General features: G+C 65.7%; 21 protein-coding genes. 13 read left to right on the top strand and 8 right to left on the bottom strand.

What is annotated here, in order from left to right; all coding sequences use genetic code 11:
• Nucleotides 1–175 precede the first annotated feature (175 nt).
• The 4 genes from LZC95_22645 to LZC95_22660 all read right to left on the bottom strand — a co-directional run bounded on the left by LZC95_22645 (nt 176) and on the right by LZC95_22660 (nt 5,714).
• Nucleotides 176–2,836 (bottom strand): MMPL family transporter, encoded by a 2,661-nt coding sequence (locus LZC95_22645; protein WXA99601.1) that lies wholly within the window; start codon nt 2,834–2,836, stop codon nt 176–178.
• Nucleotides 2,833–4,152 carry a glycosyltransferase family 4 protein gene (locus LZC95_22650; protein ID WXA99602.1) on the bottom strand — a complete coding sequence of 440 codons (1,320 nt, stop codon included), beginning with the start codon at nt 4,150–4,152 and terminating at the stop codon, nt 2,833–2,835. The genes LZC95_22645 and LZC95_22650 overlap by 4 nt, the downstream gene beginning before the upstream one ends.
• A gap of 39 nt (nt 4,153–4,191) precedes the next feature.
• Nucleotides 4,192–4,860, bottom strand: a complete 669-nt coding sequence (locus LZC95_22655) for a hypothetical protein (protein ID WXA99603.1) — start codon at nt 4,858–4,860, stop codon at nt 4,192–4,194.
• A 128-nt stretch (nt 4,861–4,988) separates the two neighbouring features.
• Nucleotides 4,989–5,714, bottom strand: coding sequence for a DUF3025 domain-containing protein (locus LZC95_22660; protein WXA99604.1), 726 nt, complete (start codon nt 5,712–5,714; stop codon nt 4,989–4,991).
• Between LZC95_22660 and LZC95_22665 the strand changes: the two genes are divergently transcribed.
• The 4 genes from LZC95_22665 to LZC95_22680 all read left to right on the top strand — a co-directional run bounded on the left by LZC95_22665 (nt 5,713) and on the right by LZC95_22680 (nt 10,601).
• Complete coding sequence (locus LZC95_22665) at nt 5,713–6,666, top strand: hypothetical protein (protein ID WXA99605.1); 954 nt, start codon at nt 5,713–5,715, stop codon at nt 6,664–6,666. The two genes, LZC95_22660 and LZC95_22665, sit on opposite strands and share 2 nt — an antisense overlap.
• Nucleotides 6,663–7,988, top strand: coding sequence for a hypothetical protein (locus tag LZC95_22670; GenBank protein WXA99606.1), 1,326 nt, complete (start codon nt 6,663–6,665; stop codon nt 7,986–7,988). Before LZC95_22665 ends, LZC95_22670 begins: the two co-directional genes overlap by 4 nt.
• Nucleotides 7,985–9,079 carry a glycosyltransferase family 4 protein gene (locus LZC95_22675; GenBank protein WXA99607.1) on the top strand — a complete coding sequence of 365 codons (1,095 nt, stop codon included), beginning with the start codon at nt 7,985–7,987 and terminating at the stop codon, nt 9,077–9,079. Before LZC95_22670 ends, LZC95_22675 begins: the two co-directional genes overlap by 4 nt.
• Nucleotides 9,080–9,143: 64 nt before the next feature.
• Complete coding sequence (locus LZC95_22680) at nt 9,144–10,601, top strand: hypothetical protein (GenBank protein ID WXA99608.1); 1,458 nt, start codon at nt 9,144–9,146, stop codon at nt 10,599–10,601.
• On the opposite strand, the gene LZC95_22685 is transcribed toward LZC95_22680, so the two are convergent.
• Entirely contained in the window at nt 10,598–11,770 is a 1,173-nt protein-coding gene (locus tag LZC95_22685) for a hypothetical protein (protein WXA99609.1), read from the bottom strand. The genes LZC95_22680 and LZC95_22685 overlap by 4 nt on opposite strands.
• Between LZC95_22685 and LZC95_22690 the strand changes: the two genes are divergently transcribed.
• The 3 genes from LZC95_22690 (at nt 11,769) to LZC95_22700 (ending at nt 14,492) form a co-directional block, all read left to right on the top strand.
• Nucleotides 11,769–12,497, top strand: coding sequence for a uracil-DNA glycosylase (locus tag LZC95_22690; protein WXA99610.1), 729 nt, complete (start codon nt 11,769–11,771; stop codon nt 12,495–12,497). The genes LZC95_22685 and LZC95_22690 overlap by 2 nt on opposite strands.
• Before the next feature lie 311 nt (nt 12,498–12,808).
• A complete protein-coding gene (locus LZC95_22695) occupies nt 12,809–13,723 on the top strand; it encodes a formylglycine-generating enzyme family protein (GenBank protein WXA99611.1) in 915 nt (304 codons plus the stop codon).
• 61 nt (nt 13,724–13,784) lie between these two features.
• On the top strand, nt 13,785–14,492 hold the full coding sequence (locus LZC95_22700; protein ID WXA99612.1) for an SGNH/GDSL hydrolase family protein: 708 nt from the start codon (nt 13,785–13,787) through the stop codon (nt 14,490–14,492).
• Here the strand turns inward: LZC95_22700 and LZC95_22705 are convergent.
• The 3 genes from LZC95_22705 to LZC95_22715 form a co-directional block, all read right to left on the bottom strand.
• Complete coding sequence (locus LZC95_22705) at nt 14,479–16,785, bottom strand: protein kinase (GenBank protein WXA99613.1); 2,307 nt, start codon at nt 16,783–16,785, stop codon at nt 14,479–14,481. The two genes, LZC95_22700 and LZC95_22705, sit on opposite strands and share 14 nt — an antisense overlap.
• Before the next feature lie 54 nt (nt 16,786–16,839).
• Nucleotides 16,840–17,373, bottom strand: coding sequence for a TerB family tellurite resistance protein (locus LZC95_22710; GenBank protein ID WXA99614.1), 534 nt, complete (start codon nt 17,371–17,373; stop codon nt 16,840–16,842).
• 93 nt (nt 17,374–17,466) lie between these two features.
• Complete coding sequence (locus tag LZC95_22715) at nt 17,467–17,895, bottom strand: hypothetical protein (GenBank protein ID WXA99615.1); 429 nt, start codon at nt 17,893–17,895, stop codon at nt 17,467–17,469.
• A gap of 262 nt (nt 17,896–18,157) precedes the next feature.
• On the opposite strand from LZC95_22715, the gene LZC95_22720 reads away from it, so the two are divergent.
• The 6 genes from LZC95_22720 to LZC95_22745 are packed head-to-tail and all read left to right on the top strand — an operon-like array spanning nt 18,158 to nt 24,944.
• The gene (locus LZC95_22720) at nt 18,158–18,883 is read left to right on the top strand and encodes a hypothetical protein (GenBank protein ID WXA99616.1); all 726 of its coding nucleotides are present in this window, start codon (nt 18,158–18,160) and stop codon (nt 18,881–18,883) included.
• Nucleotides 18,884–18,891: 8 nt separating this feature from the next.
• The gene (locus LZC95_22725; protein ID WXA99617.1) at nt 18,892–20,175 is read left to right on the top strand and encodes a hypothetical protein; all 1,284 of its coding nucleotides are present in this window, start codon (nt 18,892–18,894) and stop codon (nt 20,173–20,175) included.
• Nucleotides 20,172–21,926: a hypothetical protein gene (locus LZC95_22730; protein WXA99618.1), complete on the top strand. Its 1,755-nt coding sequence runs from the start codon at nt 20,172–20,174 to the stop codon at nt 21,924–21,926. The genes LZC95_22725 and LZC95_22730 overlap by 4 nt, the downstream gene beginning before the upstream one ends.
• 7 nt (nt 21,927–21,933) lie before the next feature.
• Nucleotides 21,934–22,941, top strand: a complete 1,008-nt coding sequence (locus LZC95_22735; GenBank protein WXA99619.1) for an aminotransferase class I/II-fold pyridoxal phosphate-dependent enzyme — start codon at nt 21,934–21,936, stop codon at nt 22,939–22,941.
• Nucleotides 22,938–23,666 carry an amidohydrolase family protein gene (locus LZC95_22740; protein WXA99620.1) on the top strand — a complete coding sequence of 243 codons (729 nt, stop codon included), beginning with the start codon at nt 22,938–22,940 and terminating at the stop codon, nt 23,664–23,666. Before LZC95_22735 ends, LZC95_22740 begins: the two co-directional genes overlap by 4 nt.
• Before the next feature lie 3 nt (nt 23,667–23,669).
• Complete coding sequence (locus LZC95_22745; protein ID WXA99621.1) at nt 23,670–24,944, top strand: hypothetical protein; 1,275 nt, start codon at nt 23,670–23,672, stop codon at nt 24,942–24,944.
• Nucleotides 24,945–24,952 lie beyond the last annotated feature (8 nt).

Here is a 24,952-nt window from a genome sequence, read left to right on the forward strand (position 1 = left end):
CCACGATCACGATCACGATCACGCGAAGGTCGTGGTCGTTCTCGTGTTCGTGCACGCGCCCGACGACGAACACGGTCACGTGCACGAAACCACGATCACGCGAACCTCTTGTTCGTCCACGTGATCGTGTTCGTTCTCGTGTTCGTGCACGCGCTCGTGCACGATCCTCTAGCCGTTACCCCGCCGCCTCCCTCGCAACCGGAGCCTCTTCTCCCTTTTTCTGCCGCCAGATGTGCAAAATCGATGGCAGCACCAAGAGCGCAGCGACGAGGCAGAGGATTTCGCCGGACATGGCGAGCTTGCCGAAGGATTGGAGCGCCTGGTTGTCGTTGAAGAGCAGGGCGCCGTAGCCGACGGTGGTCGTGTAGCTGCAGAGGGCGACGGCGCCGCCGGTGCGTTTGACGGCGGAGGTGACGTCGCCACCAAGGAGACGGGAGCGGTCGAAGACGTTGAACGGATACTCCGAACCGATGCCGAAGGTGATGGGCAGCGCGATGAAGTTCAAGAAATTGAGCTTCATGTCGATGAGCGCCGCGCCACCGATGGTCCAGAGGACACCCATCACCAGCGAACCGATGACCACGATGAACCCGCGGAAACTGCTCGTGGCCACCAGCACCACCAGGCAGACCGCCAAGAACGATGCGCCCGTGGCGAGCGGACCGTCGCGCTCCATCGCGTGGATGATCTCCGCGAAGATCGTCGAACGGCTCGCCGTCTGCACCACCGTACCGTTGGGCAATTTGACGTTGTCCGTGGTCTTGGCGATGCGCAGCGCGATGTAGCCGTCGGAGAGCGAGATGTTCTGCGGCTTCACGTAGAACACGGTGCCCAGCGTCCCGTTCGACTCCTCGAAACGGCGGCGCAGCAGCGCAGGCAGATCTTTCGCGGCAACCGGCGCGAGATCCTCGGGAGGCTTCACCTCCAGCACGCGCTTGCGCTCGTCCTCTTGCATCGATGCGAGCACCGCGGGCGTAAGGCGATCGCGAATGCGCTCGAGCACCTCGAGCTTCTTCTTCTGCTCCTCGGCGTTGCCCGGGAGCAAATCGTCCACCGTCGTGATGTCCGCAATGAGCTTGCCCTGCGGATCGGCGGCGTCGTTCTTGAAGATCTGCTCCTTGAGCATCGGCACCTGCTCGGGCGAGTCCGCGAGCATCAGCGCGCCAGCAATGTTCATCTTGCCGCCGAAGACGTGCTCCGCCTTCGTGGACCAGCTTCCTGCACCGCTCGACTTCGACCCGCGTGAGCCCAGTCGATCGAAGTTGTACTCCCACGGATCGTGCAAGTAGCTCGGCAGCTTCCATGCGGTCACCGCGCAGAGAACGGCCGCGGCGCCTACGAAGATCCACGGGCGGCGCTCGGTCACGTCGGCGATGATGCGCATCACCGGCCCGCGGCTTCCATCACTCTGGATGCGCGGCGCCGGATCGCGCAGCCACGGGGGCAGCTTCTCCTGGATCCACTCCAGAACGACGATGAGCGCGGGCACCGTCGGGATCATCGAGAGCCACACGAGCAGCATCCCCACGAAGCCAATGAGTCCGAATTGGCTGAACCCGCGGAAGTTCGTGATGACCAAGGAGCCGTAGGCGATGCCGCCGACGCTGGCCCCGACGAGCTCCGCGCGGAACGCATTCCACACGGCGTCGCGCCGCGCCTGGTCCGGCGGCAGCCCGCGCGCGCGGAACTCGCGGTATCGCGCGAGCAGCACGATCGGGTAGTTGATGCCGTTGCCCAGGATGATGGCCCCGAGGAACGCGCCCGAGGTGTTCACGTACCCGTACGTGGCCATCGCGAACGAATAGGCCGCACCGATGCCGACGAACGCGGGCAAGATGATGATGATCAGCGACCAGAAGGATCGGAAGAAGACGACCAGGCCCGCCAGAATGAGCACCAACGCCATGCCGGTGGCCCACGCGGCATCGCTCATGATCGACTGCCGCTCCTCCGTCGCATTGGCGATGGCGCCGGCGAGACCTGCCTGCATCTCCGGGTGGAACGCATGCGGGTTCACCTCGGCGACCATCTTCTCGACCATGCGCAGCAACGCTTCGCCATTGGCGTCGCCCATGCCTGCAGTCTTCGAGATGATGCGCAGACCCAGCATTCTCCCGTCGGGCGTCGCAAAGTAGCCCGTCGGGAAGTCGTCGTTCTTGTTCGCCCTCTGCTGCCACCGGTCGCGGTATTGGTCCAAACCGAGCGCCGGCTTCTTCTCCTCTTTCGGCGGTGCGGCAGGCTTCTCGGCGCCCGGTGCCGCCGCGGCCGGCGGCTTCGCGGCAGAACCTGCGGGAGCGGGCGCGGGCGGCTCGTCCGCCGTCAGATCGCTCACCAACCCGCTACCAATGGCAATCTGGTGATCCAGCGTGTTGTCCGCGTCCTCCAGATCCTTCAAGTCGGCATAGAGCCACTTGTTGTCCTGGAAAAACTTGCGCACGTCCTTCGTGCCGGTCTCCGTGTACGCGATGAGATCCGGACCACAGCGCGTGGCGCGGCACGAGGCATCGTCTTTACATGCCGCCACGCAGGCCTTGTGCTCGGCCATGGTCGCGTCGAGCTTTGCCGACATCGCGTCGATGAAGCGCTCGTTCGCCGCCCGATCCGGAGACTCGACGACCACGATGAGGTCGGCCCCACCGCCGACCCGCCCGAGCTGATGCTCGAAGGCCTTGAAGCCCTCGCTGTCGCGGGGCAAGAGCTCGAGGAGATCCGTGCGGAGCTCGAGGCGCGATGCATAGCTCCAACTCGCCACGATGGTGGCAAGGGCGAGCATCAGGACGATGACCGGGTAGCGTCCTGCCCAGTCGACGGATTTGGCGACGATGCGCTTGATCAAGGAGACGCCTCGAGGTTCTCTATGCTCTCACCGAAGCCCGCCGCGAGAAGAATCTCATTTTGGATCTTCTTGGCCTGCCGCTCACCGCTGAATTCGCGCTCGATGCGCGCCCGTGCCAGCTTGCCCTGCTCGGCGCGCAAGCCGGGATCGCGCATGTATCGAACGAACTCCGCCGCCAAACCTCGCACTCCGCTGTCGTCATCGCGTCCACTGCCTTGCACGTCTCGTTCCCGCGGTAACCGAACGAGGGTACCCGTAATTCCGTCCGCGAGCATTTCCGCGACACCGCCCACGTCGAACGCGATCACCGGCTTGCCCATGGCCATCGATTCGATGACCGCACGCGGCAGCGGATCGGGGTACACGCTGGGCACCACCGCGACATCGAAGTCGGCCACGTAGGGTTTCACGTCCGCGCGAAAACCTGCAAAGTGCACCCATTTCTGGATGCCCAGGCTTTCCGCGAGCTCGCGGCACTCGGCCAGATGATCGGGGCGGAAATCCTGCGGCGTATCGCCGATGATGACGAAGCGCACCCGCTCTTTCTCGGCGTCGGAGAGGTCCTTCAGGGCGATGCCCGCGGCGCGCACCATCTCGATGTAGCCTTTGCGGCGCAAAATCCGGCCTTGGCTGCCGAAGACGATCACGTCCGGCCCGAGGCCGAGCTCCGCGCGCAGCGCCGGGGTCACGCGCGACGCATTGAACTCCTCGACGTCCAGCGCGTTGTGGATGACCGAGACCTTTTCCGGACAATGAGGGAACAACGACGCCGCCGCCTTCGACACGCAAACGATGCGGCGCACCCCGCGACTGGCCGCCAGCCGATCGTGTAGCGGCGCGACCGCACTCGGCAGCGACGTGTATCGCACGTGCCACAGGGCGGGCACACCGGAAGTTCTCGCCAAGGCACCGCCGGCGAAGTCCGCGTTGGTGCCGTTGCAATAGAGCAGGTCGAACCGACCGCGTCGCGCGAGGGCGCTCAATCGGGCGATGGCCCGGGCGCCACGCACCACATTGCCCGCGAGGCGCACGCCCTTGAGGGGCAGCGCGGCGTCGAAGTCCTCGCGCTGCATGGGGCGATTCCACGGCTCGATGGGGTTTTCGACCAGGTTCTGCTCGAAGAACAGGTCGTCCACCACGCCGCCTTTTTCATAGAGTTCCCCAATGACCCCGGGACGCGGCAGGACCACCGCGCGATGCACCACCTTGGGATCGAGGAACTTCAGAATATAAAAGAGGCTGCGCCCCGGACCGCCGTTGCGCGCAGTGTCGTTGATGAAGAGAACCCGGACCTTACGACCTTCGAGCCTTGCCAAGATGGCAAGGTCCTATAGCAAGGGTCGGGCGCGCTCCACTCAAAAAGCCGAACCAGGCATCACCCGCACGTACGGGTTGACGGCGGCATCCTCGAAGCGCCCGGTCTCGGGCGTCTTTTGCGGCATCCGGTGCAGCGCCTCCATGGACGGCGACGTGCGCCCGTCCCACGAGTGGCCGGGGTCGAACTCATGCTTCACCTTCACGGCTTCCTTGGTGAAATGCCAGGCCACGAAGAGCTTGTTGGCCACGTGCTGCAGTTCCGGCTGCATCGTGAGGTATTCCGTATCGGCGGTAAAAACGTTCTTGTTGGCGAAGCACGCCTCGAACACCGTGACGGGTTCCACGGTTCCACGGTTGGTCGACCGCTCCGTGTCCTGGATGATCTTGATGCGCGAGCTCTTCACGGCAGCGAGCCGGCCCTGGTCGTTGGGCGAGGAAAACGACTCCAAAATGTAGATGGAGTCCTTCACGCGCGCGGCCGTATCCGACGTCTGACCGCTGACGCACACCTCTTTCCGGTCCGCGAGGGTGATGCGAAAGGAGTCGCCCTGGCGGTTGTTCACCGTCGGCGGCGCCTGGGCGAGCTCCGGCGCAACGGCAAAGGGATTCTGGGCAACGGGGGCGGTTTTAAGATCCTGCTCGAAGGACGCCCGGTTGAGGCATCCCATGCTCCCCAGGGCGGCGAGGAGCACGAACGACGAGGGCACGAGGCAAGAAGCGAATGCGAGGCGGTGCATAAACGCAACACAATAGCCGAGCGGCCGGACTCGACCAATAGGTTCGTGCAGTCCGCTTATAGATTTGTATCGCCCTCACACGTGCCCACACTGTGGGTCTACGAAAGCTCCGAAAGCGGCATCCTGGGGAGCATCTCGGGCACGAGGGATGGGTCGCGGAGCGCCGCGGCGATGGCTTCGTCGAGCGGTGCGTCGCTCGGAGGGAGAACGAGGGCACGCGCGATCATGGCGCGGCCTTCGAGGACGAGCCCCTCGTACAGAGCATGGCCGAAGATGAACGGGCGGCCGCCGTGGGGGGCGATGACGCCGCCCTCGTCGATCAAGGCGAGCGCGTCCAGCTCGCGCGTGCGCGCGTTGGGCAAGCGCGTGGCCTCGGTCGGAATTCGCGCGGAGATGGCCGCGTACTGGCGTGCGTGGAGCGCCGCTTTGGCCGCAGGAAACGCGGCCCAAACGAGCGCGTTCAGAAAGTCGTGCCACTGGCGAGGGCGCGTCGGCACCCGCTTGGTGAGCGTGATCTTCCCGTCGTAGAGCGCCTGCACGTCGACGGTGTCGTTGTCGCCGCGTGCCTCCCGGCGCTTGCGGCGCGTCTTCTTGGGGATCTGCACCTCGAACGTGATCGGCGGGGGCGTCTCGCCGAAGGCCCGCACGTACGTTTCCACGGCGGGCCAATCCGGCTCGTCGCGAAAGGCCGACGCCGCCTGGGCAATGGGCCAAAAGAGTGGGTCCCGCTCGTAAAAGCGCGGCGCGAAGCACTTGGCATCGGGATCCGTGCGGCGCGCGCGGAGCGTTCTCGGCGTGCTACGGTCGTCCTCCCGGCGAAGCATGGCCCCAATCTATCTCATTGTTTCCATCGACTGCGAATGCGACAAAGGCCCAAAATGGCGCTCGCAGAGTCCCCTCGCCTTCACCGGCGTCACCGAGGGCATCGCGCGCCGGCTGCAGCCGCTTTTTTCGCGCTATGGCGCCAAGCCCACGTATCTCCTTTCGGCCGAGGTGATGCGCGATCCGGCGAGCGCGGACGCCCTGCTGCACCTCCAAGGTGACCACGAGCTCGGCACGCACCTCCACGGCGAATACGCCGAGCCGGACGCCTTCGAGCCGGAGGTGACCTCGGCCTTCCAGCGCGACTACCCGCGCGACGTCGAGGCGGCGAAGTTGCGCTACCTGACCGAGCTTTTCACGCGCACCTTCGGCCGCAAGCCCACGAGCTTTCGCGCCGGCCGCTTCGGCATCGGGCCGCATTCCGTGCCCATCCTCGAGGAGCTCGATTACCTCGTGGAGTCCAGCGTCACACCGCACATGGACTGGACCGCGAACGGCGCGCCGGGCCTCACGTTCCGTGATGCGCCCACGCAGCCGTACCACCCCGATCCGCGCGAGCCCGGGCGCCCGGGAACGAGCCGCATGCTCGAGGTGCCCGTGACGATCCGCCCTCACCGCGTCGGCCGGGTTCTTCCCCACCTGGGTTGGCTGGGCTCGCGCCTCGCGCAGATGGTCGAACCGCGCTGGCTGCGTCCGACGCGCAACAGCGCCGAGGCCATGGCCGACGTCGCCCGGGAAGAAATCGCGAGCGCCCCGCGCGGCAAGCCGGTGGTGCTCAATGCCATGTTCCACAACGTGGAAATCATCGCGAACGGCAGCCCCTATGCGAAAAACGAGCGCGAGGCCCAAGCGATTCTCGCGCGCCTCGAAGGGCTGCTCGCCTTCGCGCGGGCAGAAGGCATTAAGGTCGTGGGCCTCTCGGACGTGATGGGCATCTGGTCGGGGACGGCGTGAGCGGACGCGCCATCGTCCGCACGACCTTGCTCCTGCTGCCGATGCAGATCGTCTTTCGGGCAGGCGAGGCCATTCTCCCTTGGCTGCTCGCGGTTTGGTTCGGCAGCAGCCACGCGACCGACATTTACAACCTCACCTTTGCGGCCTTCACCTTGGCCGCCTCGCTCATCTTCGGCATTTTCCAGGACTCGGCGTTGGTGCCCATCCTGGCCGAGATCAAGCTGACCGATCGCGCCTCCATCCCTCGCATCACGGGCTCGATCCTCGCGCACACGTTGCTCTTCGGCAGCGTGCTGGCCGTGGTGGTGGCGCTTCTCGGATTCGGCTGGTTCTCCCTGCATTACGAGGGTGACGATTGGCTTCTCGGTGCGCGCATGGTGCCCTTTTTCGGCGTCTTGCTCGTGGCGATGTCGGTCAAGACCTTCTTCTGGGCCATCCTCAACGCCGACCATCGCTACTTCGCACAGCCGGTCGCGAGCTCGATCAGCATCGTCGCCACCATCAGCATCATGGCCGCGTTTCGCCACTCGCTGGGCGTGCTCTCCATTCCAATCGGTACCTTGGTCGGTGACTGCCTCGCGATCTTGGTGCTCAGCATCATCGCGGTGAAGTTCGCCGGCATGCGCATCCAGCTCACCTTGGAGCGCCCCGAGCCGGTGCTTCGGTTCGCACGGCTCGTGGCCGCCGAGGTGGGCGGCAGCGCGGTCACACGCATCAATCCGGTGGTCGACCAATTCATGGCGGGGCTCGCGGCCGTGGCCGGGGGCGGCACGCTGCTGCGTTTTTCGGGCGACGTGGCGTCGCTGCCCACGTCGCTGCTGCAGGCGGCGCTCCTTCCGGTGCTTCTCTCGCACCTCTCCGAGTACTTTGCCGCCGGCGACATCACGAAACTGCGCGCCACCGTGGCGCGCGCGCTGCTCATCGTGGGCGGGCTGCTCCTGGGCATCTCGTTGCTGCTCTACGCCGTGCGCGAGCCGCTCTTGAAGTTCGTCTTCCTGCGGGGCGAGATGGATGCGGCGGGCGTCGATCGGATGATCCGCATTTTGCCCTATCATCTCGTGGGGCTTGCACCGTTCGGCCTCTTGCTCGTGCTCGCGCGTGCTCACGTGGCGGTGAAAAATAGTGGCATCATGCTGGGCATGGGGGCGCTCAACGCGATGCTCAATGCCTCGTTCAACCTGTTCTTCCTCAAGGTGATGGGCCTCGAGGGGCTGGCCCTATCGACGTCGTGCGTGCAGGCAGCCATCGCGGTCGTCTTTTGGTTCCGCTTCGAAGCGAAGATTGCCACCTTGCGCGGCTCTATCCCGTCCATCCCAGCATGATCCGCGTTCTGCACGTCGTCGTCGCGGGGGAGGTCGGCGGTGCCGAGCGCATGCTCTGCGATCTCGCATCGCGCCCCGAGGCGAGCGATGCCCTGCACACCGTCGCGCTCATGACGCCCAACCCTGCCCTGCGCGAGCTTTTTGCCCGCGCCGAGCTTCGCGTGCGCGACCGCTCCGAGACGCGCAAGGTGCACGAAGGGCCCCTCTCCTTCTTGTGGAGCTCCATCGGCCCGCGCGACGTGGCCTGGCTCGTGGACGTCGCCAACGCCGAGACCGCGCAGATCGTGCAGCTTCACACCTTCGGCTCGCAGGTCGCCGGCACGCGCGCCGCCATGCGCCTCGGGCTTCCCGTGCTGCGCACCGAGCACTCCACGCGCGTCTACGACGACCCGAGCTGCTGGCCTTTTTCGCGCTGGTCGCTTCGCCGTGCGCAGTCGGCGGTGTTCGTCAGCGAACACGTGCGGCGCGCGGCGTTGAGCAAAGATCCCACGATTTTCCCGCGCGCACGCGTCGTACGCAACGGCGTCGACACGGAGCGATTCGCCTACGCTCCACCGCCCGCGCGCGGACCGTTCACCTTTGCGCTCGTGGGTCGCCTGGAGCGACGCAAAGGCGTCGATCGCGCCATCGATGCGTTGCGGCACGTGCCCGAGGCGCGGCTCGAGATCGTCGGCGATGGTGCGGAGCGGCCGCGCCTCGAAGCCATGGTCAAGGAGTGCGGCGTCGAGGCGCGCGTTCGATTCCACGGCATGCTCTCCGATCCCCGCGACGTTCTGCAGCGTTCGCACGCCGCGCTTTGCTCGTCGCGGGAGGAAGGCCTGGGCATTGCCAACTTGGAGGCCATGGCGATCGGGCGCCCCGTCGTCGCCTCCCCCGTCGGGGGCGTGCCCGAGATCGTCCAAGACGGCGTCACCGGGCTTTTGGCCCTCGACATGAGCGTGCCCGCACTCGTGCTGCGCATGCACGATGCCGTCAAACACCGCGACAAGATGGTCGCGTTCGGCGAGGCCGCGCGAAAGTTCGTCGTCGACCGCTGCTCGATCGACGCGATGTGTCGCGCCTACGGTCGCATCTACGCCGAGCTTTTGTGATCTCGAGCCCACCGTAAGAAATCGATGCGCCAACCACTCGGGGGCCGCGTCTTGATCGCAGAAGATGGCGATCGAGGAAAACTGGCCGCTCGCGCTCGCCCCGCGCGCTCGCACGGGCGTGGTCACGTGGACCGTGAGGCTCGGATTCGTCGCCCTCGTGGCCGGCGTCCTCGCGACCACGGTGTTCGCGTTGGGCCTGTTGCACACGCGGCCGGTGATGCCGGGCGAGGCCGAGGTCCTCTTCGAGGCCGCGCGCATGCACGCGCACCTGCCGCTCTTCACCGATCCACGCGCCGGCACCTTCGAATACGGCAGCTACGCGTCCCGCTTTTACGTGCTGTACCCGCCCATTTGGTCCTGGGTCGTGTCCTTCGTGCCGCCCGAAATCGCGCAGCCCATCGCGCGCTTCGTCGGTTGCGCAGCATGGTTCGGCGTCCTCGCCTGGATCTCGCAGCCCGCAACCCCGCGTTGCCGCCCCGCCGCCATGGCTGGGGCGCTGTACGTGGCGGGTGTCTTCGTCTTGGCCAACTTCGCCACGACGGCGCGGCCGGATGCCATCGCCGTGGCCCTGGCCGCGCTGGCGCTGGATCGATGCGTGCGGCGGCAACGGCTCGATGGCTGGTCCGTCGCGCTCTTTTGCACGGCGGCCGTGCTCAAACCCAACGTCATGGGCGCCATGATCGGCGTCTTCGTCGCGTCCGTGATCACCGCGCCGCGCTACGCACTGCGGAACATCGCGATGGCCATCTTGCTCGGTGCCGCGTGGATCGATGTGCTGGAAATCGCCAGCAACGGCGTATGGCACGAGCACTTCGTGTGCTCCTTCGGCCAGCCGCGCAGCCTCGCCTTGGCCGCCTCCGGCGCCGTGTCCCGACTGCCCTTGCTCGGGGGACTCCTGGCCACCGCCGCATGGCTCGCATGGCGACACCGCTACCACCGCGGGATTGCCCTGGGCCTCGGGGCGCTCGCCGGCGCCTTCGCCTGGGCGTGCCTCGCCTTTTCACGTCCGGGCTCGGCGTCCAACTATTGGCTCGAGACCTGCGCCGTCTGCGTCGTGATCCTCGCGCATGCTCCCCTTCCCGACATTCGCGAGTGGAGCGGCACCACCGCGCGCCTCGCCGCCATCGCCTTTGCCGCGCAAGCCATCTACAACGCGGGCGCCGCCTGGGAGGGCACCTTGGAGTCGTTCGAGAAGGAGCCAGCGCGCGCCCGCCTGGCGCAGTTCGCCCGAGAAAACTGCCGCGCCGAACCGAACGACGTCATCGTCGCCGACGAGCCGGGCTTCGAGCTCGAGACGAACGACCGCATCCTCGCCACCGTCTTCACGATGAACGCCGCCGTGCGGGCGGGAAAGCTACCCCTCGAAACGGCCGTCTCCGACGCCAAGCGCCCGGAAGTCCGCTGCGTGATGAGCGCCCACGGTGAGTTCGGCGCATTCCTCCCCGAGGTGCGCGACATCTTCCGCGATCGATTTCGCCTCATGAAGGAAGAGGGCGACTGGAAACTGTACGCGCACCGCTAACCCGCGGTGTCCTCCCCCTCGAGCATGCCGGTGGCGATGGCCCGCGCGAGCGCCTCGAAACTGGATCGCTCGAACTCGGCACCGCTGGCCAGCCAATCGATGTGGCCCTCGCGGGTGTACGCATCGCGGAAGTGCCCGAGCACGTCGAGGTGATCGGCGTAGCCGCACCACACCAAATTTCCCCAGAGTTGCGACCGCAGGGGCACCACCCCATCGTTGACGCGCGCCCCCGGCGAGCGGCCGAAGGCCCGCGTGAGCATCGCCTCCATTTCCGGTCCGGCATCGGGCAGGCAGCACGGATAGCGATCGTCGGAGCGCGCCGTGATGCTGTACAGGCTGGCGAAAAGCGGGGCGCTGATGACGCTCCACGGCCCCCCGAGGGTGCGCATCCACTGCGTGGTCGATGGCGGCGGCGCCATCGAGGCCGAGGACTGGTAACGCACCCCGGGCCGGTTTTCGACGCCGGCTTGAAAAAGGTCCATGGCCTCCGGCGTCACCTGGATGATCGACCCTTGGTCCTGCCGAATCGCCTCCAGGTAAAGGCGAACCTCGCGCCGTCGGGCGTCATCGAGCACGCGCATCAACGCGTCCGTGGCGCGATCCAGCATGCCGAGCTCGACCCCCAACGCGCGATCGAGGCGTCCCACCGCGAGCACCAACGCGCTCGCCGCCGCCAGCGGCGGTGCGCCCAAGGACAGGGCGATGACCGTGAGCGCGCTCACCGCGTAGAGCATCCGCTGGCCGCTGACCGTGGCGAAGAAGCTCGCGAGCGGCGTTCCATAGTGCGGCGTGTTCATGGTGGTGACGCTGGCGAGGCGCGGAAGCCACCGCAGGCACGACGGATCCACGGGGATCTGGGCGCTCGGGGAGGCCACGAGGCGCGCATCGAGGCCGCCCGTCGAGTGCCCCACCAGGTGAATCGGCCCGAGGATGTCGTCCCCTTCGCAGGTGCTGGCGACGAGCTCGGCCAGACGCGCCGCACGCCGCCGAACGGACGCCGTTGGCGGAACATCGAGCACGAAGGTCGACACCTCGCGACCGGCCGCCGCGAAGTGCTTCTCGATCGCCTTCTCCAGGTGCGCAAAGTAGTCGTACGGGCCAAGGCGCCCGAAACCGAACATTCCCGGGGTAAAATACACGCGAGAGATCCGCGTCGAGCGCTCCGCCATGTCCACGCCCTTTTACCCCGACCTGCCGCACCTTCACGAAGAGATCGTCACCTGTCGAGCTTGCCCGAGGCTGGTCGACTGGCGCGAGAAAGTCGCGCGCGAGAAGCGCCGAATGTTCGCGAGCTGGACCTATTGGGGAAAACCCGTCCCCGGCTTCGGCGATCCCGCAGCCCGCATCGTCTTCGTGGGCCTCGCCCCCGCGGCGCACGGCGCCAACCGGACCGGCCGAATGTTCACCGGCGATCGCTCCGGTGATTTTCTCTTCGCCGCGCTTCACCGGGCCGGCTTGGCCAACCAGCCCACGAGCACCTCCCGAGACGACGGCCTCGCGCTGAACGACGTCTTCATCGTGGCGCCGGTGCGTTGCGCTCCGCCGGACAACCAGCCGTTGCCCGAGGAAATCACGGCGTGCCAACCCTTTCTGGACCGCGAGCTCGCGCTCCTTCCGAACGCGCGGGTGCTCATCGCGTTGGGCGGCATTGCCTGGGATGCGGTGCTGCGTCACTTCGAACGACGCGACCTTTCGGTCCCACGCCCGCGTCCGAAGTTCGGTCACGGCGCACGCGCCGCCATCGAGGGTGCGCCGCTCTTACTCGGCAGCTTTCACGTGAGCCAACAGAACACGCAGACCGGGCGCCTCACGCCTGCGATGTTCGATCAGGTGCTGGCGGTTGCGAAACGTACGGTCGGATTTCGTCCGTCGTCGATGAAAAATTCAAAACCCTAACGTTCGATATCGTCTTAGATAGTTAGCGATAGCTATCGAGAAATCCTGCACTTTCACCGTGCGACAATCAGGTGTCGCTTTGGTGCCACACCTCAAGCGGTGGTGTCACCTATTTTTCGCACCCGGGTCGATTAGGGGTTCCACCAAAAAGCGCCGCCGTTCTAAGACGGTTCGGTCGCGGCCCGTTTTGGCGCGTCCCGGCCTCCCCCGGCCGGAACTGCTCAGAAGCGAGGTGCAGGTTGCAAAGTTACCCCAAGTTGTCGAAGCGGTCCGTTGCTCTAGCCGCTGTCATCGTTGGAGGTTTGGTGGGGATGGCGGGTGGTTGCGCGAAAGGCGTCGCAAATCTGGAAGGTGGACGCGGTGTTCCGGCTGCTGCGCGGATCGAACCGGCGCAGGCGAACGTTTCGCACGGAAACACGGCCAAGGCCCAGAAAGCGGCGGCCGGTAGTCCGCGACTTGCCCGTTCGTTGCTCGGGCGCGTGGGATCCGCATTCGCGCAGAACTCGACCGGATCGCCCACGGTGCTCGAGCAGTTGCTCCCCGAGGAGGACCGCCCCGTCGCTGGAGGTCTGTGTCCGCCGGACATGGCCAGCATCGACGATAGGTTCTGCATCGACCGATATGAAGAGTCTCTGGTCGAAATGCTGCCCAATGGGGAGGAGCGCCCCTATTCGCCGTATACCGCTCTCAACGGCGAGACGGTGCGCGCGGTAAGCGCAGCGCACGTGATCCCGCAGGCGTACATCAGCGGGACCGACGCCGGCGCGGCGTGTGCCCGCGCGGGAAAGCGCTTGTGCAAGCCCGCCGAATGGCAAACGGCCTGCATGGGGCCGCAAAAGACGACGTACGGCTATGGCAACCAGCGCGAGTCACGCCGCTGCAACGATCACGGCCGAAGCGCGATGGGCGTCCTCTATGGATACGGTGCCCCGAACGACCGCACCTTCTGGTCGATGGATCGGATGAACAACCCGATGCTCAACCAGGTTGAGGGCACTCTGGCAAAAACTGGTGACCACGAGGCCTGCACCAACGACTACGGGGTCTACGATATGGTAGGCAACCTCCACGAATGGGTCGCGGATCCTGCCGGGACCTTCCAAGGCGGCTACTACCTCGACACGCAGCAAAACGGCGATGGTTGCACGTACAAGACCAAGGCCCACGAAATTTGGTACCACGATTACTCCACCGGCTTCCGCTGCTGCGCGGACGTCGCGCCCTAGCCTGCGTAGGCTGAGTACGCGCGGCGCCGCGGCGCAGTCGCTGCTGTTGTGGGCGCCGCTGGTGGCCATTGCGCCGCTGGTCGGGGCGGTGGTGCTGCACGGGGGGTGCTCCCATTCGGGGGACGCACCGCCTCCTCAGCCCGCTCCATCGGTGACCGAGAGCGCAAGTGCGGCACCGGCGGCGGTGGCTCCCGCGCCGTTGGAAGCGGACGCCGGAATCGCCGCCGCAGATGCGCGGGATGCGGGCCCGCCGGTGCGCGTGCCCTCCGTCGTTCTTCACGTCGGCGATTCGACGGTGGGGTACTACGGCGGACTTTCGCGCGCGCTTTCCGAGCGGTTCAAAGCCGAGGGCGCCCAGTACATCTCCGACGTCTGGACCAGCGCGTCCGTCGTGACGTTCGACAACTCGGACAAGTTCAAGAAGCTCATCGCGAAGCACAACCCCGACTTGATCCTCATCACCCTCGGGACGAACGATGTCTTCATCCCCTCGCCCCAAGGCTTCGCCCATCACGTGGCGAACATCGCCAAGAGGACCGAGGGACGCGAGTGCATCTGGATCGGCCCGCCCACGTGGAAGAAGGACACGGGCATCGTCGAGGTCATCCGGCAGAACAGCGCGCCCTGCCGGTTCTTCGATTCGAGCATGATGAAGATGCAGCGCCGAGTCGACGGCATCCACCCCACCGACAAGGGTGGGGAGACTTGGGCCGGCGCCTTCTGGGAGTTTTACCGGGGCAGCGTGAGCAACTCGGTCACTGCGCAGTGACCGAGCCCCCACACGGAACGGTCAACTCCTGCGCCTTTCCGTCGCTGCCCACCTTCACGGTGTGCCGGCCGCACGGAACGACGTGACTGCCCGCCCCTTGGGCTACGACCTTGCCATCGAAGTAAATTCGGTGGCCGCCACCGCGCTCGACGACGAGGGTTCCCGTATTTCCGCCGGCGGCGGGTGCTTCCACAGGCTTCGCTTCCGGTTTCGGCTCGGGTTTCGCTTCGGCCTTCGGCTCGGGCTTGGGCTCGGCAGGCTTCGGCTCGACCTTGGGCTCCGCGGCCTTCGGCTCGGGCGCGGGCGTGGGCGGCGGTGTCGCGGCGACCGGCGGCTCTTGCACCTTGGCCGGTTCGGACACGGACGTCTGCGCTCCCGGCGGCTCACCATGCTTCACGAAGAGCGACGCCGCCCCGAGGCCCACGCCAAAGAGCGCAACCCCGCCCACGAGCCACCAGAGCACGCGTGACTTGGCTCCCTTGCCGCCTTCGAACATCCGCCCCGACTCCGCCGGCGCGATCACCGGTGGGTTCTGCTGGGCGAGAATCGTCGACGGGATCGCCGGAACCGTGGCCGCAAGCGCATGGCTCGGACCGCCCGTCGTCACCACCGGGGGCGAGTCCGTGGGAATCGTCCTCGAGAGATCCGGTGACGACGTGCCCCCCTCCGGGCGTACCGGCGGCGGCGCATCGGAAACGGACACGTTCACCGACTTCGGCGGCGCGAAGCCCGTGGGCGCTGGCGAGACCAAGGTCTCCTCCACCGGTGCCGGTGCCGAGGGCGGCGCCGGCGGCGGTGCCACCTCGCGCTCGTCCACCTCCGTCGTGAACGGCTCGTGCGGGGCAACCCCGTGAAGCCCGCCCATGAGGGTCTCCTGGTGCCCCGGCGGAATCGACGACGGCGTGTTCGTCAGCTCTGCGTCCACGCGACCGGGCATGGGCTCGGCCGAACGTGGGAGCAGAAGTTCGCTGAAGGACACCGCCGACGGCGGGCGCGACTCGTACTCGCGGGCCAAGGTCGGCGGCTCCGCGTCCGGCCCATCGCCGTAGGTCGCGGCGGTGGCATCGGTCACCTCCATGTCGGCCGGCGCGGCGTGGTAGCCCGAGTCTTCCACGAACTCGTCGATGGCCGAGCGAGGAATCCCCGCCCCCACCGCAACCGAGGACGTTGGCAACGTCTCCCGGTCTTCGTCGTCCGTGCTGATGCGATCCACTGCGGTGACCACCGGCGCCGCTAGCGCGGGTGCACCTGGATCACTCGTCTCGATAGAGAATGCAGGCAAGCTCTCCTCCCCCCTCGCAGATGCTCCTCCATTGTACGATGCGTCGGGGACGGCATCCATCGTGATGGGCGTCATCTTGGCCCACGAGCTGTCACGCCCTGCTGGCTCGTCCTCGCGTTCGCGAAGTCGATAAAGCGTGTCCTGCAAGAGGCGCCGGCCTTCGTCCGGAGCCACGAAATCCCGGAGGATCTCCATCATGCTCTCGGCCGAGAGCTCGCGTTTCGCCGGGTCGGCTTCGAGGCCCACCGCGACCGCCCGGCGGATGGCCTCCGGCAAATCCGGCCGAAGCACGTCGAGCGAGACCAAGTGCGGATAGGCCATCGCCCGCATGACTTCAATCTCCGGCAGCGCCGCATATTGAATGGCTTTGCGCCGGGCGAACTGCTCCCAAAGGAGCAATGTTGCCGTGTAAATATCCGTCTTCTCGGTGACCTTCTCGCCGCGCACCTGCTCGGGCGCCATGTAGCCGAAGGTTCCCTTGGTGATGCCCGCGCTGGTCTTGCCGGCGTCACCCGAGACGTTCGTCACCTTGCCAATGCTGAAGTCACCCAGCTTGACCCGGCCATCCCAAGGAATGAGCACGTTCGACGGATTGATGTCGCGATGAATGACCGGAGCGAGAATTCCCGTTTCCGGATCGCGCGATGTGTGCGCGGCGGAGAGCGCCGAAAAGACGCACCACGCCAAATACGCACTCGCACGGTCATCGAGCCATCCGCCGGCGCCTTGAAGTTGCGACCGCAGCCGATTCAGCGCCAAGCCATCGACGTATTCGAGAACGATGACCAGCTTGTCTCGAACGGCGAACACCTCGAACAGCTGCACGATGAACGGGTGATGCAGCCGCCCATAGGCCTCCGCATCGCGCGCGAGCAGCCGCTCGAACTGCGGGTCGTCGCGGTACGACGGCAGCAACATTTTGAGCACGACCGGACGGTGGTCGCCCGCCGGCTTGATCGGCCGCGCGAGGAGCACGTCGCTCGTTCCGCCGCTGGCTAGCCGGCGAATCACTCTGAAATTGCCCACCGTCTCCGGGGGTCGCTCGTCTGCGTTCAACTCCAATCCTCAACCGCCCATGGCGCGTAAGTCTTCTTCCACACTGTCCAATAGCTCGTTCGCTCGCTCTTCGTCGATGCCAAGGCCCTCGGCAAATTGGTTCAAGACTTCGTTTTCCTGATCGGCGATTGCGTTGTCGGCAAAGGCTATGGCGGCTGCGAGCACGAAGGCAACTTCCCCGCGTGTCGTATCCTCCTGCAGGGTCTCGATGATATCGTGCATTCGCTTTTCGCGGCCATCTTCCGCCGTTTTTTTGGCGGCGGCTTCGAGCATCGCCTCGATGTGCACGGTCCGCAGGGTATCGCCCGATAGATTGCGCAGTGCGCCGGTGAGGACCTCGCGCTCGTTGTTGGTGACCTGCCCATCGGCCGACATCATCATGTACATGGCGTCGCAAAGCGGGCCGTACTCGTCCAAAAGGCGCAGGGTCTCGGCCAAATCCGGGGTCACGTTCTCCGGCAAGACGACGGAGGGCCGCTGCCCGCGCAAACGGAGCTGGTCACGAAGACGCGAGATGGTGGAGCTGGAGAGCCAGGGGATCATTCCTCATCGATCTTACATCGATGCGTGCGACTTGGTCCGTTCGGCGCACAGTGAAAATGAATTTCACTTTCTCTAACTGTTCACCTGAGGTCGCTAAGGGGTGCTGGCCAGCGCCATCTCGCCTGCCTTCAGCGAGCGCACCACGTGCAGGGCCTCCTCCTTCGACGCATAGAGCTGCGAAACGGTGTGCAGCTTCAGGTTCGCCAGTCGCACGGCCGTGCGCTGCAAGGAGCTCCCGCCGTACCGCACGATGGTGATCGAGATGTCGATGATGCGTTGAAGTTGCACGGCGTACACCTTCGTGTGTTTCACGTTGACGTCGATGCCGTCGTAGTCGACCACGCAGTAGACCTTGCGCCCCGCGCAATGACGCTTCCAAAACGCGACACACCGATCGAAGTGACCGACGATCTGCTCGGGCGTGTCGAGGCGGACGCCGTTCCTGCCGCCGAACGTGAAGTAAATAATATTCTCGCTGGCGTCGTAGGACAGCGTCGCCGTCTCCCCCCGCTCCGTGATCATCGAAGGGGAAGATAATCCAATCGGCATCGAAGGCACGCAAATCTCCATGTCGCGCCCCGCGCGCAACCGCGGGTTGCCGCGGATGTCGATGCCACTCCAAGTACCATTCGCGCCTTGGTTGCATGTCGCAACGTGCGACGGCGACAGAGCCCAATTGCACGGCGAAGCAGAGTGGATTCGCAGCGCAAATTCCAATTTCGGTAATAGGCATACGCGGTGCAATCGATATCGACGTCACCTTCAATCGCACAAGGAGCCGATTATGCACGACATCGATCGCACGTTCATGGAGAACGATTCCGAATATTCGAACCACGACTCGGAGTACTCGAATGAAACCGATTCGGAATCCGACAACGAGGAATACGAATTCCAGAGTGAGGATCACGAAAACGAGGGCGAGGGCGTCTTCAGCGAGGACGAAGTGGAGCATCTCGCCGCCGAGCTGCTCTCGGTCTCCAACGAGCAGGAGCTCGATCACTTCATTGGCAGCCTAGCCAAGCGCGCGTTCCGCAAGGTGCGCGACCTCGGCAAGAAGGTGGTCAGCTCCTCCACGTTCAAGAACCTGGTGAGCCAATTGAGGCCGATTGCGCGAAACCTGCTTCCCAAGGCGGGAATGGCACTCGGCAACATGATCGCGCCGGGAATCGGCGGGGCACTTGGCGGCGTCGCGGCCAAGGGGCTCGGCCAGTATCTCGGACTCGAGCTCGAGGGGCTGAGCGAGGAAGATCAGCACTACGAAATTGCCAAGCAGTTCGTACGCCTCACCGCCGATGCGAGCAAGCGCGCGGCTGCCCTTCCGCCTGGAAATCCCAATGCGCTTGCGCGCAAGGCCATTGCAGCGGCCGCGCACAAGTACGCTCCGGGGCTGGTAGGTCGCCGCTTCAATGGCTGGGTCGAAGGGCGAATCACGGGAGCCGGAGACGGCCGCCAGGGGTCGGGGCGCTGGATCCGGCGCGGCCGCCACATCGTGCTTCTCAACGTGTGAGTCGGACCATGGCCACCGGCAATGCGCGATGGATGCTGTCGCAGGAGGCCCGAGCCATGCTCAATCGCCTCGACCGGGTGCAATCGTTGATGCTCGCCGAGACGATGGTCCCTGCGGCCGCCCCCTCGGCAGCGGCCTTGTTGGCCATCGATGGCTTTCTCGCCTCCGGGAGGCGCGCTCTTCGAAGCCGCATTCGGCGTTATCTCGCGTGGCTCGCATCCGATGCGGGCCGCGCCACGCGGATCGAGGACGCGCACCGCAATTTCACGTTTCTGCGATTGCGCTTCAACGCGGTGTTGACCCAATTCGACATTTTCAGCGAAGCGATGAGCCAGCGCAGTGAATCCCGCACCGGGGTGTGGCTCGCCGCGCTGGACTTCGCCGCGAAGGACGCGTTGACCCTCCCGGGCTGCCCCGAGCCACCGCCCGTACTCTGTTATCTCGCGCGCGACATGGGCGGCGCCATCCGCCGCGCGCGAACGCGGCTGCCCGGCGGAGGGCAGAATCCCGTAGCCATCGTGCGCATTCCGCGCGAGCGCATGCTGGGCAGCGGCATCGCATCGTCCTTGGTGCACGAAATCGGGCACCAAGCGGCGGGGCTGTTCGATCTTTTGCCACCGCTTCGCGCCACCCTGGCGCCGCATGCGCACGACAGCGCCGTCGAGAGCCGTATTTGGCAATCGTGGCGGCGCTGGATTTCCGAGATCCTCGCGGATCTCTGGGCGGTCGCACGGGTGGGCGCGACGTCGACCTTGGGGCTCATGACGTTGGTGAGCCTGCCGCGCGCGTTCGTGTTCCGCGCGAACGTGGACGATCCGCATCCAACGCCATGGATCCGGGTCAAGGTGAGCTGCGCCATGGGGAATGCCCTTTATCCGCATCCCCAATGGCAGGCCTTGGCGCAGCTATGGGAGTCGTATTATCCGATAAACGATTTGCCCTTCGAGCAGCGCGGTTGGCTGCGCGTCCTGGAGGCGAGCATTCCACGATTCCTCGGGCGGCTGCTCGCGCACCGCCCCGAGTCGCTGGGTCGTGTCCGGCTCGGAGATGCGCTTCGTCAGGCCGATCGGCGTCCGTCGCACCTCTCCGAGCTTTGCCGGACGTGGCGCCGCGCACCCGAGCTCGTGAAACACGCCTCGCCGTGCCTCGTTTTCGCCGTGCTGGGCCAGGGCCGGCTCGATGGAACGGTCACGCCGGAAGAAGAAGGAAACGTCCTGGCCGGCCTACTCGATCACTGGGCCATCACCGCAACGACCACCCGCGCCGTTTCTGAAATGAGGAGAGCAATATGAGTGCCGATTTCAAAAATTTTCCAACATCCGTCTTCGACGGGCAGCAGATCAACTTCGATGTCGAATTCGATCCAACGCCGGCCAAGCCGGGTGCAAAATACACGTTCCTTTGGGCTCTCGTACCGAAGCCCGACAACACGGAAGTGCCTACGACGCCATCTCCCATCATTCTCCCACAAGAGCTCCGTCTCGAGTCGTCCGGCAGCAAGCTCATCGCGTCGTTCTCGTGGCGCGTCGAGAGTCGCAATTCGGACAATCGACTCGGAGTTTCCATATTCGAGGATGGGAAGCCTCTCATCGGCACAATCCAGGATTTCAAGACACTCACGGCCAGCATCCCGCAGGTCGCGGGCGAGGCATTCAACGAGGTGACGGCGCAAGCCAACAAGAATGGCGCGTTCCCGGTGGCGCTGCAGTCGGGGCCGGGGCCGGTCACCGCACTCTCCGACGAGGGACTCTGGGTGCAGATCCTTGCCGCGACCCGGGCCATCTCGTTCGATGCTTATGCCAAGTTCCTTCAAAAGAACTTCGGCAAGGACGACGGCGGTCACGGAGTGTCGGGCTCGCAGCCTTCTTGCCCTCCGGCCTCGTTCTTCACGGGGACGCGGACCTACAATCGAATCAAAGAAGTCACCGAGCGATTCATGAGGGATCGCTGCATCGTCGGCGAGCCGGGCTCCGACGACGATGAAAAGGCCTTTCTCACCGAGGCCATCCAGGAGGGCACATTGCGCTTGCGACGCGCGGCGCAAGGCGATCCTTTGAAAACGCCCTTTCCCAACATCGAGCAGGTGCAGAAAGGCCTGCCATTGGCGACGGAAGATCTGCAGACCTTCCTCAAGTGCATCGACTCGACCTTCCGCGATGTCTGCCTGGTGGAGCTCATTTGGACGTATTGGCACGAGGAGGCCATGCTCGTGCAGACCCTCAAGGCCATCAGCCGGCGCTTCCAGAATCGAAGCGCGCCCAACGGACGCGATCCACTCGCCAATTTGGAAATCGATCCGCTGCGGCCTCTGAACAATTTGCTCTGGGGCTACATTCAGGACGAGCAATATCGCCTCAGCGTCCTGCGCCGGGCACACGAATACGAACATCATTATGGCATTTCGCTCGACGGCAAGGCCGTAACGGACGTCAGGCCGGCGGATCGGCGCTCGAAGTTCCTCGAGTCGTTTCACAACCTGCTCTACCGAAGCATCCAATTCTACAAGCAGGACGACGACAAAACGGTTTCCGCCGATGGTTTTCCCGTGCTCAATGCCATCAAGGAAACGCATTATCTGGTCGCGGCGGGCGCGCACAACCAATTCGGGGACCTGCCCTCCACCTCGCGGCAGGAAATGCTCATCGAGCAATGGATCCTCGGGCGGCCCGAAATGCGGGAGTTCCTCCGCGGCCGGCCGATGGTCCCCTACCCCGAGCCGTGGATGGATCGGGTCGATGCCATGAAGTCCCTGCAGGGCTGGACCGACGTGAGCGTGGTTCATTTTCGCGACCTGGGCATCTTTGGCGAGCAGCTGCTGCTCTCCATTCGCCATGGGTCGTGGGCGCGGCAGAACGATCCCGCGGCGGGCATGAACTGGGCGCGATTCTGGCGCCAGGAGGTGCAAGGATACATTCACGCCTACCGCGCGACCACCGGCGTGGACCTCACCACCGAGCCGACCGATTCCCGCTTTGCGCGCGAGCGCGTGCTTCCGCCGGCCGTCCTGCTGCGCAAACGCCTCACGGCCCAAGGCGTCCGCTGAGCGAACGATGCTCGACTTCACGTCGGCGCTTTACCTGGGCATGCGGCATGGTGCGCGGCAGCTCGAGGCATGGTCAGCGCTCACCGAAGGCAAACCGGCGGCGCTGAAAGAGCCGCCCGGTGCGCGGGCGGTCGCTGCTCGCCTCGCGGGCCTCGCCGGCTGCCAGAGCGGGCTGCTTTTTCCCTCGACGCTGCACTTGTTCTGGGACCTGTTCTGCGCGCGGGCCGCGGACGAGCCCATCGCCATCCACTTCGACGCAGGGCTCTACGAAGTGGGCCGCTGGGGCATCCAGCGCGCGGCGGCGCACGGCGTTCCCGTGCACCGATTCGCCCACCACGATGTGCGTGCGCTCGCGGCATCGCTCGAACGGACGCCGCGCGGGCGTCGCCCCATCGTGGTCACCGACGGCGGGTGTCCGCGGTGCGGGCAGGTGGCGCCGCTTCGGCGGTACCTCGAACGGGTCCGCGCCCGCGGCGGGTACCTCGTGGTCGACGACACGCAGGCACTGGGACTTTTTGGCGGCGGTGGTGGAGGCTCCTTGCGGCGGCTCGGCATCCGTGGCCCGGAGATCCTCTGGTGCGCATCGCTGGCCAAAGGATTCGGCGTCCCCGTCGCCGCGGTGGCCGGTGCCGCGCGCGAGATCGCGCACATCGAGGCGCGCTCGGATACGCGCGTGCACACGAGTCCTCCGTCGCAGGCCGTGATTTCCGCCGCCGCACGCGCCCTCACCGTGAACAGCGCCCGCGGGCCCGCGCTTCGTTCGCGCCTCGCCCGCAACGTGCAGCGATTTCGCGCGGGGCTGCTGCGCCTCGGGGTGCGGGCGCCGGGCAGTGCCTACCCGCAGGTGAACCTTCCCGTGGCGGCACCGCGGAAACTGCATGCGCGCCTTCTCCGGCGCGGCGTTCGTACCGTGCTGTTTCGTGGCGCGCTCGGATGGCTGCTCACCGCACGCCACACGGCGGCCGACATCGACGAGGCGCTGCGCGCGCTCGCAGCCTCACTGAGTGCACCATGATCATCGACGCACACTGCCACGCCGGCCCCGGTGACGGATTCTCCGGCCCCTGGAGCTCCCACGCACCGCTCGGCGCGTACCTGCGACGCGCACGCGATGCCGGCATCGCGCGCTCCGTTCTCTTCGCCGCGTTCCACTCGGACTACCGCAGGGCGAACCGCGCGGTCGCACGCATCGTGCAACGCGCGCCGGATCGCTTCCTTGGCTTTGCCTTCGTCCACGCCGAGCGTGATCGCGGACGCATCGCCTCGATGGTGCGCGAAGCCGTCGAGGACCACGGCTTTCGCGGCATCAAGGTGCACCGCCACGACGCGCGCATCAGCCGCGAGATCTGCGAGGCCGCGCGCAACTTCGGCGTGCCCGTGCTGTACGACGTGGGGGGCGAGGTGGCGCAGATCGAGCTGTTCGCCCGGGAATTTCCCAGCGTCCCCTTCATCATTCCGCACTTGGGAAGCTTCGCCGACGACTTCGCGGCGCAGTCGGCCATCGCCGACATCCTGGCCCGCCTCGCCAACGTGTACACGGACACGTCGGGCGTCCGCCGGTTCGATCTATTGGTCCGCGCGATCCGCCGCGCGGGCCCGGCCAAGGTTCTCTTCGGCTCCGACGGCCCCTGGCTACATCCCGGGGTGGAGCTCGCAAAAATCCGCGCCCTCCGCCTCCCACCTTGGGACGAGCAATTGGTGCTCGGGGGCAACCTCTTACGACTGATTCACGGAGAATGAACGATGAAAGACTTGGACACGGAGCTCTCGGAGCTCGACGAGCTATTCGATACGGAGCTCGAGGAACACGAGAAAGGGCCATCGAGCTGCGGATGCGGCTGCAAACGGCAAAAGCCAACCAATGAATCGGAGGAACTGGAGTCGGACAGCGAAACCGGTAAGCGCCCCGGATGCGTTGGCTTGGTCCACGGACAGTGCCCCCCAGAGGGAACTCCGTTCGAGGTCCTCGACCAATTTGCATTCAATGTAGCTCGCATCGATCGAGTCCGGCACCCGCCGAAGCTCGAACGCGTTGCGCGGACCATCGCGGCGAGCCAGCGCACGGCGAATCCGATTCGCAAGGTGCTCCTGGTGGGTTACACGGACCAAGTCGGCAAGGATGTCGTCAATATCCCTCTAGGGCAGAACCGCGCCAGCGAGGCCTTGGACGCGCTCTGCGCGCTGTTGGAACGCACCAAGCCTGGCCTTTCGCGCAGCATCGAGTTCATCATCGCCTCGTGCGGAAGCCAACGACGCAAGGCCACGCCCCCGAAGAGCCGGCGCGTGGAGATCTTCCTTCCCATACCGCGCAAGTCGCAACCGAAACGCAACGAGGGTCAGTCTTGCGGTGTGCCTGCGCGCCCGGCGCTCCTTCGCGAGATCGAACAGGAGAGCGGACGCGCGCGGGTCACCACACAACCCCGACTTTGCCTCTTCATGAACGCCGGCGAGCGCAGCCATCGCAACCACTTTCAATGCGGTGCTTCCCGCCAAGCGACGCGCATCAGCGCCGTGGCCTCGCCGACGGGCGCGAATTGCCGCCGTCGGATCGGCGCGACGTCGTACGACACGGGGGCCGACATCATCCGATCCATCGAATCGGCCCGCGCCTGCCTCGGCAGACCCGTGGATGCCGTGCACGTCTTCAGCCACGGTTTCGGCCAAGGCATCCCGGGGACCACCACGGGTTCGGCGGGGCTCTATCGCAACGGCTATCCGGGCGTGGATCGAGCCGATGGAGGCCGCACGCTGAGCGATTTGCCGACCGCCGCGCTGGCCAACAACGTGACGTTCGTCCTTCACGGCTGCAACTTGGGGAGTGGCGACGAAAACTTCGCACGCTCGCTCTATCAACGACTGCGGGCGGGCTCGTTGACGAATCCCAAGGTCCTCGCCCATCGCAACGGTGGCTGCGCAGGCCGGGATGACAGCTGGCGCGAGTACTCCAACGCGCATCCCAACGGGCGCAATGTGGCGCCGCTGAGAAATCTCGCGAGCACTGGTTGCTGCAGCTCGTAATTCGGAGA

Source organism: Sorangiineae bacterium MSr12523, assembly GCA_037157775.1.
Lineage (GTDB): Bacteria > Myxococcota_A > Polyangia > Polyangiales > Polyangiaceae > Pendulispora > Pendulispora brunnea.